The organism is Achromobacter sp. NPDC058515, from assembly GCF_042721735.1.
GTDB lineage: Bacteria > Pseudomonadota > Gammaproteobacteria > Burkholderiales > Burkholderiaceae_B > Achromobacter.
On the sequence record NZ_JBHXNI010000001.1, the window covers coordinates 533,768 to 548,459 of the forward strand.

15 protein-coding genes and 1 pseudogene are annotated in these 14,692 nt (G+C 65.8%); 5 read left to right on the top strand and 11 right to left on the bottom strand.

The annotated features are described in order from the left end of the window. Positions 1–165: 165 nt before the first annotated feature. Positions 166–1,305, top strand: coding sequence for a DSD1 family PLP-dependent enzyme (locus tag ACFWP0_RS02525; RefSeq protein WP_377839440.1), 1,140 nt, complete (start codon positions 166–168; stop codon positions 1,303–1,305). 100 nt (positions 1,306–1,405) lie between these two features. Here ACFWP0_RS02525 and ACFWP0_RS02530 read toward each other — a convergent pair whose 3' ends face one another. Continuing rightward, a complete protein-coding gene (locus ACFWP0_RS02530) occupies positions 1,406–1,534 on the bottom strand; it encodes an entericidin A/B family lipoprotein (protein WP_377839441.1) in 129 nt (42 codons plus the stop codon). 107 nt (positions 1,535–1,641) lie between these two features. Next, positions 1,642–2,607: a tripartite tricarboxylate transporter substrate binding protein gene (locus ACFWP0_RS02535; RefSeq protein ID WP_377839442.1), complete on the bottom strand. Its 966-nt coding sequence runs from the start codon at positions 2,605–2,607 to the stop codon at positions 1,642–1,644. 215 nt (positions 2,608–2,822) lie between these two features. Between ACFWP0_RS02535 and ACFWP0_RS02540 the strand changes: the two genes are divergently transcribed. Continuing rightward, positions 2,823–4,016, top strand: a complete 1,194-nt coding sequence (locus tag ACFWP0_RS02540; protein ID WP_377839443.1) for an acetylornithine transaminase — start codon at positions 2,823–2,825, stop codon at positions 4,014–4,016. A gap of 115 nt (positions 4,017–4,131) precedes the next feature. On the opposite strand, the gene ACFWP0_RS02545 is transcribed toward ACFWP0_RS02540, so the two are convergent. Continuing rightward, complete coding sequence (locus ACFWP0_RS02545; RefSeq protein ID WP_377839445.1) at positions 4,132–4,881, bottom strand: anti-sigma factor family protein; 750 nt, start codon at positions 4,879–4,881, stop codon at positions 4,132–4,134. Then, complete coding sequence (locus ACFWP0_RS02550) at positions 4,878–5,426, bottom strand: sigma-70 family RNA polymerase sigma factor (RefSeq protein WP_377839643.1); 549 nt, start codon at positions 5,424–5,426, stop codon at positions 4,878–4,880. Before ACFWP0_RS02550 ends, ACFWP0_RS02545 begins: the two co-directional genes overlap by 4 nt. 178 nt (positions 5,427–5,604) lie before the next feature. Here ACFWP0_RS02550 and ACFWP0_RS02555 point away from each other — a divergent pair, with 178 nt between their 5' ends. Together ACFWP0_RS02555 and ACFWP0_RS02560 are read left to right on the top strand one after the other, a co-directional pair. Beyond that, positions 5,605–6,708: a catalase family peroxidase gene (locus tag ACFWP0_RS02555; protein ID WP_377839446.1), complete on the top strand. Its 1,104-nt coding sequence runs from the start codon at positions 5,605–5,607 to the stop codon at positions 6,706–6,708. Continuing rightward, positions 6,705–7,259, top strand: a complete 555-nt coding sequence (locus ACFWP0_RS02560) for a cytochrome b (RefSeq protein ID WP_377839448.1) — start codon at positions 6,705–6,707, stop codon at positions 7,257–7,259. The genes ACFWP0_RS02555 and ACFWP0_RS02560 overlap by 4 nt, the downstream gene beginning before the upstream one ends. Positions 7,260–7,316: 57 nt before the next feature. Here the strand turns inward: ACFWP0_RS02560 and ACFWP0_RS02565 are convergent, their stop codons facing one another. The 5 genes and pseudogenes from ACFWP0_RS02565 to ACFWP0_RS02585 all read right to left on the bottom strand — a co-directional run bounded on the left by ACFWP0_RS02565 (position 7,317) and on the right by ACFWP0_RS02585 (position 11,536). Then, complete coding sequence (locus ACFWP0_RS02565; RefSeq protein ID WP_377839449.1) at positions 7,317–7,940, bottom strand: HD domain-containing protein; 624 nt, start codon at positions 7,938–7,940, stop codon at positions 7,317–7,319. A gap of 77 nt (positions 7,941–8,017) precedes the next feature. After that, positions 8,018–8,524 (bottom strand): hypothetical protein, encoded by a 507-nt coding sequence (locus ACFWP0_RS02570; protein WP_377839450.1) that lies wholly within the window; start codon positions 8,522–8,524, stop codon positions 8,018–8,020. A 66-nt stretch (positions 8,525–8,590) separates the two neighbouring features. Further along, positions 8,591–9,559: a toll/interleukin-1 receptor domain-containing protein gene (locus ACFWP0_RS02575; protein WP_377839452.1), complete on the bottom strand. Its 969-nt coding sequence runs from the start codon at positions 9,557–9,559 to the stop codon at positions 8,591–8,593. A gap of 319 nt (positions 9,560–9,878) precedes the next feature. Next, positions 9,879–10,154: pseudogene (locus ACFWP0_RS02580) on the bottom strand (SAM-dependent methyltransferase); the annotation flags it as partial. A gap of 146 nt (positions 10,155–10,300) precedes the next feature. Then, complete coding sequence (locus ACFWP0_RS02585) at positions 10,301–11,536, bottom strand: MFS transporter (protein WP_377839453.1); 1,236 nt, start codon at positions 11,534–11,536, stop codon at positions 10,301–10,303. A gap of 169 nt (positions 11,537–11,705) precedes the next feature. Between ACFWP0_RS02585 and ACFWP0_RS02590 the strand changes: the two genes are divergently transcribed. Next, positions 11,706–12,653 (top strand): LysR family transcriptional regulator, encoded by a 948-nt coding sequence (locus ACFWP0_RS02590; RefSeq protein WP_377839455.1) that lies wholly within the window; start codon positions 11,706–11,708, stop codon positions 12,651–12,653. Between the two features lie 18 nt (positions 12,654–12,671). Here ACFWP0_RS02590 and trxB read toward each other — a convergent pair whose 3' ends face one another. Together trxB and ACFWP0_RS02600 are read right to left on the bottom strand one after the other, a co-directional pair. After that, a complete protein-coding gene (gene trxB, locus ACFWP0_RS02595) occupies positions 12,672–13,637 on the bottom strand; it encodes a thioredoxin-disulfide reductase (protein WP_377839456.1) in 966 nt (321 codons plus the stop codon). After that, positions 13,634–14,656, bottom strand: coding sequence for a Bug family tripartite tricarboxylate transporter substrate binding protein (locus ACFWP0_RS02600; protein ID WP_377839457.1), 1,023 nt, complete (start codon positions 14,654–14,656; stop codon positions 13,634–13,636). The genes trxB and ACFWP0_RS02600 overlap by 4 nt, the downstream gene beginning before the upstream one ends. Positions 14,657–14,692 lie beyond the last annotated feature (36 nt).

Sequence of the window (14,692 nt, forward strand, 5' to 3'; positions counted from 1 at the left end):
TGGGGGCCGTTTTCATGATGAAATTCTGTCATGTAGACCTCTCGTAGCCAATGGTTACGGGGCTATCGTTTACCTGGGGGTAACTCGCCCCTTTGGTTATGGGTGGTCCTGCTTTGGTTATGCGTGCGGTTACATCCATGCGCTGCAGACAACGGAGTCACCAAGATGTCCCAGGAAGTCATACGCGGCATTGCGCTGCCCCCGCCCGCGCAACCGGGCGACCCTTTGGCCCGCGTCGATACGCCCAGCCTGGTGCTGGACCTGGCGCCGTTCGAGGCCAACCTGCGCGCGATGCAGGCCTGGGCCGACCGCCACGACGTGGCCCTGCGCCCGCATGCCAAGGCGCACAAATGCCCGGAAATAGCGCTGCGCCAACTGGCGCTGGGCGCGCGCGGCATCTGCTGCCAGAAGGTCAGCGAAGCCCTGCCCTTCGTGGCCGCCGGCATCCGCGACATTCATATCAGCAATGAAGTCGTCGGCCCAGCCAAGCTGGCGCTGCTGGGCCAGCTGGCGCGCATCGCCAAGATGAGCGTATGCGTGGACAACGCGCAAAACCTGACGCAGGTATCGCAGGCCATGACGCAGGCCGGCGCCCAGATCGACGTGCTGGTGGAAGTGGATGTCGGACAGGGCCGCTGCGGCGTGTCGGACGACGCCCTGGTGCTGGCCTTGGCGCAACAGGCCCGCGACTTGCCGGGCGTGAATTTCGCGGGCCTGCAGGCCTATCACGGCTCGGTGCAGCATTTCCGCACGCGCGAAGAGCGCGCGCAGGTCTGCCGCCAGGCCGCGCGCATCGCGGCGTCCTACGCGCAACTGCTGCGCGAAAGCGGCATCGCGTGCGATACGATCACGGGCGGCGGCACGGGCAGCGCGGAGTTCGACGCCGCGAGCGGCGTCTACACCGAATTGCAGGCGGGCTCGTATGCGTTCATGGACGGCGACTACGGCGCGAATGAATGGGATGGCCCGCTGGCGTTCAAGAACAGCCTGTTCGTGCTGTCCACGGTGATGAGCACGCCCGCGCCCGACCGCGTGATCCTGGATGCGGGCCTGAAGTCCACCACCGCGGAATGCGGGCCGCCCGCGGTGTTCGACGCGCCGGGGCTGCGCTATGCGGCCATCAACGACGAGCACGGCGTGGTCCGCGTGGAACCGGGGGCGCAGGCGCCCGCGCTGGGCGCGGTGTTGCGCCTGGTGCCCTCGCACGTGGATCCCACCTTCAACCTGCATGACGGGCTGGTGGTGGTGCGCGACGGCGTGGTGCAGGACGTGTGGGAAATCGCGGCGCGCGGCTTCTCGCGCTGAACCGCGCCGTCGGGCCGCCTGCCGCCGTTTCGGATCGCCTGAAGGCAAAAAGGCCGGCGCGCCATCAGCGCGCCAGCCTCGAACGCAGGTTTCCCAGGGTTTACCGGGCCTGTTCCTGGATCTTCTCTCCGCCACGTTCGACGTCTTTACCGGCACCTTCCATCGTGTTGCAACCCGCTGTGACGGCGGCAACCGCCAGCATCAGCGCAAGCCAGATTCGATGGGTCATTTTCTTCTCCTTCAGGCGTTCATTGGACATAGCGGGTCATGCCGACGGGCAGCCGCGCCGGTTTGTCCAGCAAGTCGCGTGCCTGAGCTGGGGACGGCGCGCCGCGCTCAGTCCACCTGCGCGCCGGATTGCTTCACGGCCTTGCCCCACTTGTCGACTTCCGACGCGAGAAACGCGCCGGTGGCCTGCGGGGTCAGCGGCATGGGCATTGCGCCGCGGTCGTGGAAGAACTTCTGCATCTCGGGCGTGTTGAGCGCCTGGGCGATCTGCTTGCTGAGCGCGCCGGTGATCGCCGGCGGCGTGTCGCGCGGCGCCAGCACGGCGGCCCAGCCGATGGCCTCGAAGCCCGGGTAGCCCGATTCGGCCACGGTCGGCACGTCCGGCAGCTGCGGCAGGCGCTGCGCCGTGGTGACGGCCAGCGCTACGGCCTTCTTGCTCTGCACATGCGGCAGGCCGGCGGTGACGGAGTCGACCATCAGCGGCACCTGGTGCCCCAGGAAATCCGCCTGGGCCGGACCGCTGCCCTTATACGGAATGTGGCGGATGTCGATATCGGCGGCCGCCTTGAACATCTCGGCCGACAGATGCTGCGTGCCGCCGATGCCGGCGCTGGCGTAGGCCAGCTCGCCCGGATTGGCGCGGGCCTGCGTCATCAGCTGCTTGAGCGAGGTAATGCCCGAGGCCGGGGTGGCCAGGAACATCAGCGGCACCGAGAACACGCCCGACACCGGCGCGAAGTCCTGCGTGAGGCTGTAGTTGATGGTTTTGTACAGCGTCTGGTTGACGGCCGCGGCGCTGCCGGCAATGACCAGCGTGTAGCCATCGGGCGCGGCGCGCGACGCCTGCTCCATGCCGATATTGCTGCCGGCGCCCGCGCGGTTTTCCACCACGATGGGCTGCTTGACCGCGGCGCCCAGCTTTTCGGCCAGGGCGCGGGCAAAGATGTCGGTGGCCTGCCCGGGCGGGAACGGCACGATCAGGCGGATGGGACGGTCGGGATATTCGGCATGCGCGGGGGCGCCGGCCGCCGCCAGCGCCAGGCCGGCTGCAAGACTGGAAAGAATACGTTTCATGATTGGTCAGTAAAAAGCGACAACGGGCTGCGCGCAGAGGGCGCGCCTCCTGCATAAAATAGAGCGCCCGCGCCGGCGGCCCTTTTGAGGCGGCCCGGGGCGAATATGAGGGGGATGCGTCACGATAGCATCCCCCTGTCGGTGCTACATTTGCCTTTTCGTGTTTCCCCCGAAAGTTTCCTTCACCCCTGTCCTTACATCCCGCAGGAACCGCCATGGAATTCAGCCAGTTCAACGTCAACACCCTCATGGAGATCACCTCCCGCCCGGACCTCGTGTTCGTGCGCGGCCAGGGATCCTGGCTGGAGGATCACGCGGGCAAGCGATATCTGGACTTCGTGCAGGGCTGGGCCGTGAACACCCTGGGCCACTCCGCGCCGGAAATGCAGCGCGCGCTGGTGGAACAGTCGCAAAAGCTGATGAACCCGTCGCCGGCGTTCTACAACATCCCCTCGATTGAGCTGGCCCAGCGCCTGACCGGCGCGTCCTGCTTTGACCGCGTGTTCTTCGCCAACAGCGGCGGCGAGGCCAACGAAGGCGCCATCAAGCTGGCGCGCAAATGGGGCCAGGTCAAGAAGAACGGCGCCTACAAGATCATCACCATGAACCACGGCTTCCACGGCCGCACGCTCGCCACGATGTCCGCATCGGGCAAGCCGGGCTGGGACAAGATGTTCGCCCCGCAGGTGGAAGGCTTCCCCAAGGCCGAACTGAACGACCTGGAATCGGTGCGCAAGCTGATCGACGACCAGACCGTCGCCATCATGCTGGAACCCGTGCAGGGCGAAGGCGGCGTGCTGCCGGCCACCAAGGAATTCATGCAAGGCCTGCGCAAGCTGGCCGACGAAAACCAGCTGCTGCTGATCGTCGACGAAGTGCAGACCGGCATGGGCCGCACCGGCAAGATGTTCGCCTACCAGCACTCGGACGTCATCCCCGACATCATGACCCTGGCCAAGGGCATCGGCGGCGGCGTGCCGCTGGCCGCAATGCTGGCTCGCCAGGACGTGTGCGTGTTCCAGCATGGCGACCAGGGCGGCACGTATAACGGCAACCCGCTGACGACGGCGGTGGGCGTGGCGGTGTTTGACGCGCTGGCTGCGCCGGGCTTCATGGAGTCCGTCAATGCGCGCGCGAAGCAGCTGTCGGAAGGCTTGCTGGCGCTGTCGGCCAAGTACGGCATGAAGGGCGAGCGCGGCATGGGCCTGTTGCGCGCGCTGGTCATGGACCGCGATGATGGTCCGGCCATCGTCGAGGCTGCGCGCAACCTGAACCCGCAAGGCCTGCTGCTGAATGCGCCGCGCGCGAATCTGCTGCGCTTCATGCCGGCGCTGAACGTGACGGCTGAAGAGATTGACCTGATGCTGAAGGAACTGGACGGGCTGATCGCGCAGGCGCGCAAGGCTTGACCGGATTTTTCCTGTGAATAGCGAGGGCCGCGTTTAGCGGCCCTTGTTTTTTTGGGTTGACCGATGAGAGACCGTTTTCGCGCCTGGAAGAGGAGGCCAGACTGGCGCCCGTCGCCTAGCTGCGTACCGCGCCGGGGGGCGGCAAGGACTGGCCTGCCGCGCCATCACCCGAGGTGACCAGCGCATAGTTGTACCCCTGCCCCGACCAGTAGCGTGCCAGCAGGTCGCCGTCGCGCCGGCTGCCTTGCGGCAGGAACTGTTTGCCCGGCCCGGGTGGACGGATGTAGAACGTGGCGCGCTGTCCGGCGTTTTCGTAGATCACGATGGCGGCCGGTCCCTGGTCGGTTGCCAAGAGGCGCGCGGCCACCGGCGTAAAGCCGTTGGCGCTCAAGTCGGGCAGGCGCTCGGCTTGGGCAAAGTAATCGTCCAGCCAGCCTTGCAGATCGTCGGCATCGGCGCGCACATCCGGCCGCGGCGCGTCCGTCGAGGCAAACATGCGATAGGCCTGCATTGCGTCCTGCATGGGCAGCACCCGGCTTGCCACGGCCGTATCGTGCGCGCTCCAGCCCGTGATGCCGCCTATCCCCAGCGCCATGACCAGGCTGGCCGCCATCGCCATGCGGCGCCGCGAGCGGGCGCGAAGCCGCGCGCGCACCGCGGCGGGATCCAGCGCCGGATTGCCCGGCAGGCTTTCTCCGCCGGCCATTGCACGCAGCTTCTGCGCGTCGCGCCGCCAGGCGGCGAGCTCTTGCGCTTCCTCAGGATGCGCCCGCAGGTAGGCCTGCGTCTCTTGCAGCCGAGAGGGGTCGAGCTGTCCGTCCACAAACGCGTTGCGCGCCAGATCGTCGATAGGGCGTTTATTCATTTCAGTATCCTCAGATGAGCCTCGCCGGCCTGGCCCTCGTTCAAGTCGCGCAATGCGCTGCGCGCGCGGGACAGGCGCGACATCACGGTGCCCAGCGGAACGCCGAACAGGTCGGCCACGGCCTTGTAGCTCAAGCCTTCCACGCAGACCAGCCACAGCAACGTGCGCTGGGCCTCGGGCAGGCGTTCGAAGACGTCCAGCGAAGATCGCGCAATCACTTCTCGCTCCGCCGAGGGCGCCGCCGCGTCGGAGCCCGTGAACCAATCGAGCAGCCGCGCATAACGGCGCGACCGGCGCTGGGAATCCAGAAACTGGCGGTACAGAATCGTGAACAGCCAGGCCCGCACGTTGCCCTGCGGGCGGCGGCCGGGCCAGCGCGTCAGGGCTCTTTCCAGCGTGGACTGCACCAGGTCGTCGGCCGATGCCGGATCGCGTGTCAGGCGCAGGGCGAACCGCCGCAGGCGCGGCAATAGCTGGCGCAAGACGGCGTCGGACAACTCGTCTGCTTGTAGCGCGTCGTCGTCGGTGGATACCGGGCCGTCCATAGGCAAGCGTACCGGTTGAATCATGTCGGGGTTCCTGTCCGGGCCTGCACCCGTGGCGCCACAAGCTTACAGGCCAATACCGTAAGACGCCGCCCAAGCGGGTTTATTCCCAGGCGGAATAATTTTTCTGGCCTGGCGTCTTACAGGGGTATTCACCGCCCCATGGGCAAGGAGCCTTATGCAGCAAGGACCCAACCGCGACGCCCGGCCGCCAGATGCCCGGCAAACCTGCCTGCGCCTGGGCGCGATCGGCGTCATCGTGTTTTCCTCGGCCGCCGCTTTTGCGTACGTGGGCGGCTGGCTCGATCCGCAGCGGCTGACTCCGGCCCGGGTGGTGGACGCCCTGGAAGCCAACAGCGGCGTCCACGCGGGCTTTCGCCGCAATCATGCAAAAGGGGTCTGTGTCGTTGGCCATTTTGAAAGCAGCGGCGCGGCGCGCACCCTGTCCACGGCGGCGGTGTTCGCATCGGGCAACACGCCGGTGGTGGGGCGGCTGGCCTTGCCGGGCGGCAACCCTTACGCGTCGGATTCCAGCGTCCCCATCCGCAGTTTTGCGTTGCAGTTCACTTCCCCCAATGGCGAACAGTGGCGCACCGGCATGAACAGCATGCCGGTATTCCCGCTGGGGACGCCGCAGGCGTTCTACGACCAGCAGCTTGCCGCGCGCCCCGACCCCAAGACCGGCAAGCCCGATCCGCAGCGCATGCAGGCCTTTTTCGCGGCGCACCCCGAGTCGGGGGCGTTCCTGGCATGGGCCAAGACCGCCCGGCCTTCGGCCAGTTACGCCACCGAAAGCTATTACGGCCTGAATGCCTTCTATCTTGTCGATGCGCAAGGCGCGCGGCAGCCTGTGCGCTGGCGTCTGGCGCCGTTGGACGCGGCGGCGGCGCCCGCGGCCCAGCCGCGGCATGATGCCGATTACTTGCAGGCAGACCTGCAGCAGCGCCTGGCTCAAGGGCCCTTGCGCTGGCGCCTGCTGGTGACGCTGGGTACGGCCGGGGACCCCACCAGCGACGCGACCAGACAGTGGCCGGCGGATAGGCCCACCGTCGACGCGGGCATCCTGGTGATAACGCGCAGCGCCTCGCAAGATGAAGGCCCTTGCCGCGACGTGAATTACGACCCGACCGTGCTGCCGCGAGGCATAGCCATTTCCGACGATCCGCTGCTGGCGGCGCGTTCGGCCGCCTATGCCGCGTCTTATGAGCGCCGCACCAGCGAAGGGCCGCCCCAAGGCGCCACGGCCTCATCCCACTCGACCCAACCGGAGCGCGCACAATGAGCTTGCCTGCCTATCCAATTCATCGGTCTGCCGCCAGGTTCAGCCTGCTTGCACGCTTGCTGCATTGGTCGATGGCGATCGCCATCGTCGCAATGCTGTTTATCGGCGTGGGCATGGTGGCCACGGTTTCCGAGCGGCATCAATGGCTGATGCAGATCCATAAGCCCTTGGGCGTGGCGTTGCTGGCGCTGGCGTGCATACGCCTGGGCACGCGGCTGTACAAGGGGGCTCCGGACCTGCCGGCCGGCATGCCAGCCTGGCAGCGCCACGCGGCGCTGGCCTCGCACGTTCTGTTGTACGCGCTGATGTTCGCGATGCCGCTTATCGGCTGGGCGATGGTGTCGGCCGGCGGCTATCCGGTTCTGGTCGGCGGCTGGCAATTGCCGGCCATTGCGCCCACCGACGCGGCCTTGTTTGCCTGGTTGCGCGGCGCGCACCGCTATCTAGCCTTTTTGCTCTTTGCCACGGTGCTGCTGCATCTTGCCGCCGCGTTGTTCCATGGCTGGATACGGCGTGACGGCGTGCTGGAATCGATGACGCGCGGCCGCTGAGCGGATCCAGAGGCCGGGCAGCTTCGCGCCCTGCCGGGCTTCATTGCGAGCCCTTCATCAGGCGCCGCCCTTGTGCTCTGCCCCTTTGCCTGCCCCTGACGCCTGCTCCGAAAAATGCCGGGTTACCCATTGCTCGCAAACGGCCCATAGCTGGGGTGCGCCTCTTTGGATGACTGGACCATACCGGGAAAGAACCTGCTCAAGAGAAACGCCGTTCTCTGCCCAGGTTCCTCCGCCGGTGAATATATTGATGAGAAGAGGCTGAAAACGATCGAGCGCTTTCGCGAACTTCGCGTCCTCTGACTCCGCACGTTCAAACTCTTGCCACAGACTGAGAAATTCGTCGGCTTGTTCCGATGGCAACAAGCCAAACAGGCGCTCTGCCGCTTTGGATTCTTGTTCGGCCTGCAATTCGCTCGATGACCCGCCGTGGATCGGAAAATCGCCGACGTCTATCTCGACGACGTCATGCAGCAAGAGCATCCGCATGACCCGATCCGTATTCACGGCCCCGCAGGCATGCTCGTTCAGTATCAGGGCGTACATCGCCAGGTGCCAGGAATGCTCGGCGGAGTTTTCCTTGCGGCTTTTATCAAGCAGCGGCGATTGCCGTACGACGCTTTTCAGCCGGTCGATTTCCCGTAGAAAGCCCAGCTGCTTTTCCAGTGTGGTCGGTTGCATGGTCTTCCATGTGCAAAGGTGGCTTCGTGGTTGCGGAACGGCTGCGGGGACTGCCTGCGTTGGCTCGAAAGAAGATATTAGTATCGTCCTGCGGGCAAGAGATCTTCCAGGTAGCAGCGCGCATCGGGCTCGGCCGTCAGCATATGGCGCACCCACGCGTTGCGCTCATGCGCAGTGATCACTAGTTCCCAGACGCAGGCCAGTGCAGGGCCGCTTACCGGCGTGAAATTCTCCGGCTGCGCAAGCGGCGCTGATAGCATGCGCTGGCACACAATGCCGCCCGAGATCCACCAGTCCACCAGGAGCCATACAGCTTCCTGGCCGACGTGCACGATACAGAATCCCAGGCCATGGCTGTGCTCGTCGGCGGCATTCTCCGCAAGAACCTCCTGCACGGCAGCGCGCACAGCGGCTGCGATGGTATCGGAGAGAATGGGGCCGGCCCGCTCCGGATCGCGGTGGATGCCGTAGACCTTGATCGAGTGGCCGGCTTCGAGCCAGGTGTCGATGTGGGCTATGCGGCGGGCAAGGTAAGGTTCGGGAAGTTGAGCCATGATGGGATGACGAGTAAGCGTTTTCCGCATTCTGCGGTCCTGATCTTTGGCGAAATGGCCAGGCTCATTTTTACCGCAGGAGTTCCGCCTGGAGCGTTAGGTTCTATGCACCGCGTCCAGAAGCTTCGCCAATACCTCATAGCCCTCACGATCGTTAATCAAGAAAGTGACCAGATCATTCATATCGAAGTGGAACGGCTCGGATACCAGGACAGTGCGGAAGAAATTGGAAGCCAGCCGTGCGCCACCTTTACACAACACCCGCTGTTCGTCCTCGCCGGTCAGCTGCGGAAAGAAAGCCGACAAAACCGCGGTTCCCAACGCCTGCATACCTCGCGATGGCGTGGAAAGGTCCCAATGCCAGCGTCCCTTGGTTGGACAAAAGGTTGGCGTTTCGTCGCTCAGCATGAAGTTCCATTCATTGCTATGCCACATCCATTGTGGGGCCAGGAGCTGTTCGGGCGGCAGGCCATCCCGGTGCACCGTCACCTCATGCGTATTTCCGTTTCCCCAGAGGCTCAATGGCTGCTGGCTCAGGTAAGCGAGAACGCCTTGACGCAAGTTGAACGCCGCCACTTGAGCATTGACGCCAATTTTCACCTCGGCCTGGCTGCGGCCATCCGCCACGCCAAGCAGCGCCGTTCCCAGATCCAGGCCGCGACTATGTAAGGGCTCCAGATTGAGATAGACGCGGCCAGCCAGTGGTTCAGGAAGACGATCCGCGTTCAGTTTCTCTAGAATCAGCGGGACGATCTTCACACCAGGTTCATCGGCCATTTGCGCAAGCATCCGCAATTCGCGATGCAGGCCTGAGCCGACCCGTTCAGCGGCGCTTAGATAGTCGTGGTCGCACAGACAGAACACCAATACCGGGCGCTGCGCCAACGCCGCCGAGATGGCGCCGTCGATGGACGCTCCGAAGCCAATGCTGTCACGGTCCCAGAACACTCGGTAATGCCAATCAAGATTGCCGACAACGCGTTGGCGCACCCATTCCTTGTGTTCCAGCCCCCCTCCCCACGCGTATGAGATAAAAATAGCACCGTCTTTGTCTGTATCGGCCATCACTTCCAATCCCCTGATTGGCGATGAGCATAGCATTCGGGCGATCTGCGCCCTCGCGTCAGAATAGGGCGAACGGACTGCGGTGTGAGGCTGCGATTTACGACGCCGGATTCGTGGAGTTGCACTTCCATTTTCGGCTCGGCCAGGGGCCGCCAAGCGCGCGAAGCGCCGGTTCCCGTGTCGAGGATATCTTCGGAAGCCGGGTCCAAGGCCAGCTTTCTTGCCAATGCCGCGGATTGTTGCCGGCGCGCCGGGCTCGTTCAGACCTTTGCGTTGGCAGGCGCTGTCGCAGCCATCCAGAAACCACCCTAACGGCGTGCTACGGCTTGACGGCCCACGTTGCCAGAAAGGTCGGCACGTAGCGGTCGATCAGGAAGCGCGGATTGGGCTGGTGGTCTTCGTGGAAGCCGGCGAGCAGGAATCCCGCGTCCAGCTGCCCGCCGATCTGATCGGCCAGGCTGTGCCCGAACACGACCGCCTCGCCGCGCGCGAGCTTGGCCTTCAGCGTAGCGGCGTCCAGGTCGCGGGTGTCGGCATAAGGCAAGGCATACGCGGGCCGGATTACGCCCTGCTTCGCGTAGGCCGGGTCTCGGTCGCCGCGCTGATCGGCGGGGCGTAGAGCTTGTGCGAACACTTTGGGGCTTTGACCTATGCGATGCTGGAGCAGGCACGGTGGTCAGAGGCCGATGCGCGCCTCGGTGGCTCCTTGCACGACGTGCCGTCGTCGATTCAGTAGCGGCCTCAGCCCGGCGCCGCCTCATTCCCATGCAGCGTCCTGAGCTTCCTCAACTCCGGGAACCATCGCATCCACAACCCCGCCACCGCAATCGTCCCCATCCCGCCTATCACCACCGCCGGCACGGCCCCGAACAATTCCGCCGTCAGCCCGGACTCAAACTCCCCAAGCTGATTCGAAGCCCCGATGAACAGCGTATTTACCGCGCTGACCCGCCCCAGCATGTGATCCGGCGTATTTAGCTGCACCAGCGACGACCGCAGCACCACGCTCACCGAATCCGCGGCCCCCAGCACCACCAGCGCGGCCACCGATAGCGGTATCGACGTCGATAACCCGAACACCGTGGTCGCCAGCCCGAACAGGATCAGCGAGCCGAACAGCAGGCGTCCCACGTTCTCCCCCAGGCTGAGCCGCGCCAGTGTCAGCGACATCAGCGCCGCGCCGCAGGCGGGAGCCGCACGCAAGGCGCCCAGCGCCCAGGGACCGGCGTTCAGGATGTCCTTGGCGAAGATGGGCAGCAAGGCGGTCGCCCCGCCCAGCAGCACGGCGAAGAGATCCAGCGACAAGGTGCCCAGCAGCAGGCGCCGCTGGAAGATGAAGGTGATGCCCGCGAACAGGGTGCGCCACGTGGTCGGCTCCTTGCGTGGCGGCGCGCGGTCGATGACCAGGGTGGCGATGGATGCGAAGGCGGTCAGGTACAGGGCCGCCGCCACGCAATAGATCCACCCTGACCCCAGCCCGTAGCCGATGCCGCCCAGGGCCGGGCCGGCGATCTGCGCGATCTGTCCGCCCGAGGATGACAGGGCGGTGGCCCGTGGCAGCCATTCGCGGGGCACCACCGCCGGGATCAGTGTGGACAAGGTGGGCGCCTCGAAGGCGCGCGCCGAACTCATGATGATGATGGTGGCGTAGATCAGCGTCTTGCCGCCCACGCCGTGCAATGCGGCGATTGCCAGCACCAGCGTGGCCAGCGTTTCCAGCGCCATGCAGATGGCGACGATCTTGCGGCGGTCGTAGCGGTCGGCCACATGGCCCACGACCAGGGTCAGCGCGGCCATGGGCAGGAACTGCGCCAGGCCGATCAGTCCCAGGTCCATCGCGCTGCCCGACAGCGCATAGATCTGCCAGCCCACCGCCACCGAGACGATCTGGAAGGCCAGCGACGCGCTGACGCGCGCGAACAGGAAGTGCAGGAATGGGGGACGGGAAAGCGGACTGGGGGAGTCGAGGGCGGGCATCGGGGGGCTGCGCGACGGGCGCGCAACCGGCGCCGGAACCCGCATTCTAGGGACAACTGGCTGACGGGAAACTAAGAGCCCGGCACGCGTTGGTTTATGCGCAAGTCAGCAGTCCAATATCTATAATTCTGTTTCAGGCATAAATTATCCACCGCAAGGAAATCCAGTCATGGCCACGCTTCCCGACCTGAGTTCTCGTGAACTGCAGGCCATCTGCATGGTTGCCGAGTGCGGCAGCTTTGTCGCGGCAGCGCTGACGCTGAACATTTCTCAGCCGGCGCTGACCCGGACGGTGCAGCGCGTGGAAAAAGCCCTGGGCGTCGAGCTTTTCCATCGTTCCACCCGCAAGGTCGAGACGACGGCGGCGGGCCAGGAGTTCGTGTCGCTGGCCAACCGCGTGCTGTCGGACCTGCGCATTTCCTACGAGAACATGCGCGAGATCTCCGACGAGCAGCGCGGCCGCAGCATTGTGTCCGCGGTGATGTCGGTGGCGTATACGCAGTTGCCGGGCATTGTTGCCCGCTACCGCGAGTCGCGGCCCCGCATCGAACTGCAGATCCGCGAGGGCGTGCATGGCACGGTGCTGGACGACGTGCGCAGCGGCGTGGCCGACATGGGCATTACCTATGTCGACGAAGTGGCGGACGAGTTCTCGGTGGTGTCCTTGGGGCGCGAAGCCTTTCATGTGGTGGTGCCGCGCAATCATCCGCTATCCGCGGAAACCGGTGTGACGCTCGAGCAGTTGGCGCCCTACGCGATGGTCTCGCTGCCCCGGGAGGCGCAGACGCGCCGACTGATCGACAGCTATGCATCGATCGCGGGCGTGCCGCTGCGGCACGCGGTTACCGTGAGCCAGTTCGCCACGGTGATGCAATGCGTCTGGGCTGGCGTGGGCATCGCGATCGTGCCGGGCGGGGCGGTGCCGGCCGCGCTCAGCGCGGACCTGGTGGCGCGGCCGCTCATCAAGCCCGCGCTGAGCCAGGCCATTGGCGTGGTGTTTCTCAAGGAGCGCGGCCTGACTCCCAGCGCCAGTGGCTTCCTGGCGCAGTTGCGCAGCGACTGGGTGCAAGTCGTGCCGTCCGCGCGGCCCCGCCGCGGACGCCGCGGCGGGGCCTAGGCGGCGGGGGGCGCGGGTTCAGGAAGCGGCCTGCTCCAGAAAGCGCTGAGCGTCCAGCGCCGCCATGCAGCCGCTGCCGGCGCTGGTGATGGCTTGGCGGTACACGGGGTCTTGCACGTCGCCGGCGGCAAACACGCCGCTTACGCTCGTCATGGTGGCGAGGCCCTTGCGGCCCGCCTGCGTCACGATGTAGCCGTCCTCCAGTTCCAACTGGCCGTGAAACAGCTCGGTGCTGGGACGATGGCCAATGGCCACGAAGCATCCGCTCACGTCCAGGTCTTCGCTGCCTCCATCCGATAAGCGCTGGATGCGCACGCCCGTGACGCCGGAAGCGTCTCCCAGCACTTCCTGCAGCACGCTGCGCAGCCTCAGCCGGATCTGCCCTTGGGCCACCTTGGCGGACAGCTTGTCGAGCATGATCGGTTCAGCGCGAAAGGTATCGCGCCTGTGGATGAGCGTCACGGAGCGGGCGATGTTCGACAGATAGAGCGCTTCCTCGACAGCCGTGTTGCCGCCGCCCACCACGCAGACGTCCCGGCCCCTATGGAAGAATCCGTCGCAGGTGGCGCAACCGGACACGCCCCTGCCCATGAAGGCCTGCTCCGATTCCAGGCCGAGGTAGCGCGCCACGGCGCCCGTTGCGACGATCAAGGCGTCGCAGGTGTAGGTCGAGCGCTCGCCGCGCAGCGTGAAGGGCCGCCGCGATAAGTCCACGCTCTGCACATGGTCGGCAATGACTTCGGTGCCGAAGCGCAGCGCGTGATCCTGGAATCGCTGCATGAGGTCGGGCCCCTGTACGCCGTCGACGTCCGCGGGCCAATTGTCCACCTCGGTCGTGGTCATGAGCTGGCCGCCTTGCGCCATGCCGGCGATCAGCGCCGGATTCAGGTTGGCGCGGGCGGCGTAGAGCGCGGCGGCGTAGCCGGCCGGTCCGGATCCGAGGACCAGCACTCGCGCATGCCGAAGGGAGTCGGCGGCGCTCATTGCAGCCGGATTCCGGCGAGCCGCACGATGTCGGCATAGCGCATCGCTTCGGAGCGGCAATAGGCGTCGAAGTGCTCCGGCGTATCGCCGACCGGCATGGCCTGCGCCTCGGTCAGGCGCGTGCGCACCTCCGGTTGCCGCAACACTTCGTTGACGACCTCGTACAGGCGCGCGATCAGTTCCGGCGGTGTCTGCGCCGGCGCCCACATGCCGTACCAGGTTGTCAGGTTGACGCTTGGATAATCCAGTTCGGCAAAGGTGGGCACATCCGGCAGCGCGGCAACGCGCTGGTCCGAGGTAACCGCGAGCGCGCGCAGCTTTCCGCCCTTGACCAGGCTGATCGAGGAGGGCATCGAATCCAGCATATAGGTGACTTGGCCACCGATCACGTCGGTCAGCGCCGGCGCGCTGCCCTTGTACGGGATATGCGTGGCGTCCAGCTTCGCGGCCGCCTTGAACACCTCGCCGGCCAGATGGCCGGGCGTGCCGTTGCTGGAGGACGCGAAGTTATGCCGGCCCGGCTGGGACCGCACCAGCGCCACCAGATCGGCCACCGAGCGCACCGGCGAATTGGCGCTGACGACCAGTTGGATCGGCGTGGAGGCCAGGTTGGTGATGCCCCGGAAGTCCTTGAGCGGGTCATGCGACATGTTGGCGTACAGCGCCGGATTGACGAGTTGGCCCGAGACGTTGACGAGCAGGACATAGCCGTCCGGCGCCGCCTTGGCCACCATGTCGGCGCCTATCATGCCGCTGGCGCCTGGCCGGTTGTCTATGACCACCGATTGTCCCAGCTTCTCGGCCAATGCCGCCGCCACAATGCGGCCGACGATATCGGTCGGGCCGCCGGGCGGATAGGGGATGACGACGCGCAGCGGCTTGGACGGATAACCGGATGCGGCCAGCGCCCTGGCGCCGCCAAGGGAGCCCAGGGCCGCGCCGGCCGCGCCGGCCGCGCCGATCAACAGGCGCCGCCTGGCGGGGCTGGACGGCGCGCATGTTCTAGAGGATGGTTCCATGGTTTGTCTCCCTTGCCTCTTTCTTGTGTAGGCACA

Coding starts and splice junctions, on each gene's coding strand:
- ACFWP0_RS02525 (WP_377839440.1), top strand. CDS start 166: ATGTCCCAGGAAGTCATACGCGGCATTGCGCTGCCCCCGCCCGCGCAA.
- ACFWP0_RS02530 (WP_377839441.1), bottom strand. CDS start 1,534: ATGACCCATCGAATCTGGCTTGCGCTGATGCTGGCGGTTGCCGCCGTC.
- ACFWP0_RS02535 (WP_377839442.1), bottom strand. CDS start 2,607: ATGAAACGTATTCTTTCCAGTCTTGCAGCCGGCCTGGCGCTGGCGGCG.
- ACFWP0_RS02540 (WP_377839443.1), top strand. CDS start 2,823: ATGGAATTCAGCCAGTTCAACGTCAACACCCTCATGGAGATCACCTCC.
- ACFWP0_RS02545 (WP_377839445.1), bottom strand. CDS start 4,881: ATGAATAAACGCCCTATCGACGATCTGGCGCGCAACGCGTTTGTGGAC.
- ACFWP0_RS02550 (WP_377839643.1), bottom strand. CDS start 5,426: ATGGACGGCCCGGTATCCACCGACGACGACGCGCTACAAGCAGACGAG.
- ACFWP0_RS02555 (WP_377839446.1), top strand. CDS start 5,605: ATGCAGCAAGGACCCAACCGCGACGCCCGGCCGCCAGATGCCCGGCAA.
- ACFWP0_RS02560 (WP_377839448.1), top strand. CDS start 6,705: ATGAGCTTGCCTGCCTATCCAATTCATCGGTCTGCCGCCAGGTTCAGC.
- ACFWP0_RS02565 (WP_377839449.1), bottom strand. CDS start 7,940: ATGCAACCGACCACACTGGAAAAGCAGCTGGGCTTTCTACGGGAAATC.
- ACFWP0_RS02570 (WP_377839450.1), bottom strand. CDS start 8,524: ATGCGGAAAACGCTTACTCGTCATCCCATCATGGCTCAACTTCCCGAA.
- ACFWP0_RS02575 (WP_377839452.1), bottom strand. CDS start 9,559: ATGGCCGATACAGACAAAGACGGTGCTATTTTTATCTCATACGCGTGG.
- ACFWP0_RS02585 (WP_377839453.1), bottom strand. CDS start 11,536: ATGCCCGCCCTCGACTCCCCCAGTCCGCTTTCCCGTCCCCCATTCCTG.
- ACFWP0_RS02590 (WP_377839455.1), top strand. CDS start 11,706: ATGGCCACGCTTCCCGACCTGAGTTCTCGTGAACTGCAGGCCATCTGC.
- trxB (WP_377839456.1), bottom strand. CDS start 13,637: ATGAGCGCCGCCGACTCCCTTCGGCATGCGCGAGTGCTGGTCCTCGGA.
- ACFWP0_RS02600 (WP_377839457.1), bottom strand. CDS start 14,656: ATGGAACCATCCTCTAGAACATGCGCGCCGTCCAGCCCCGCCAGGCGG.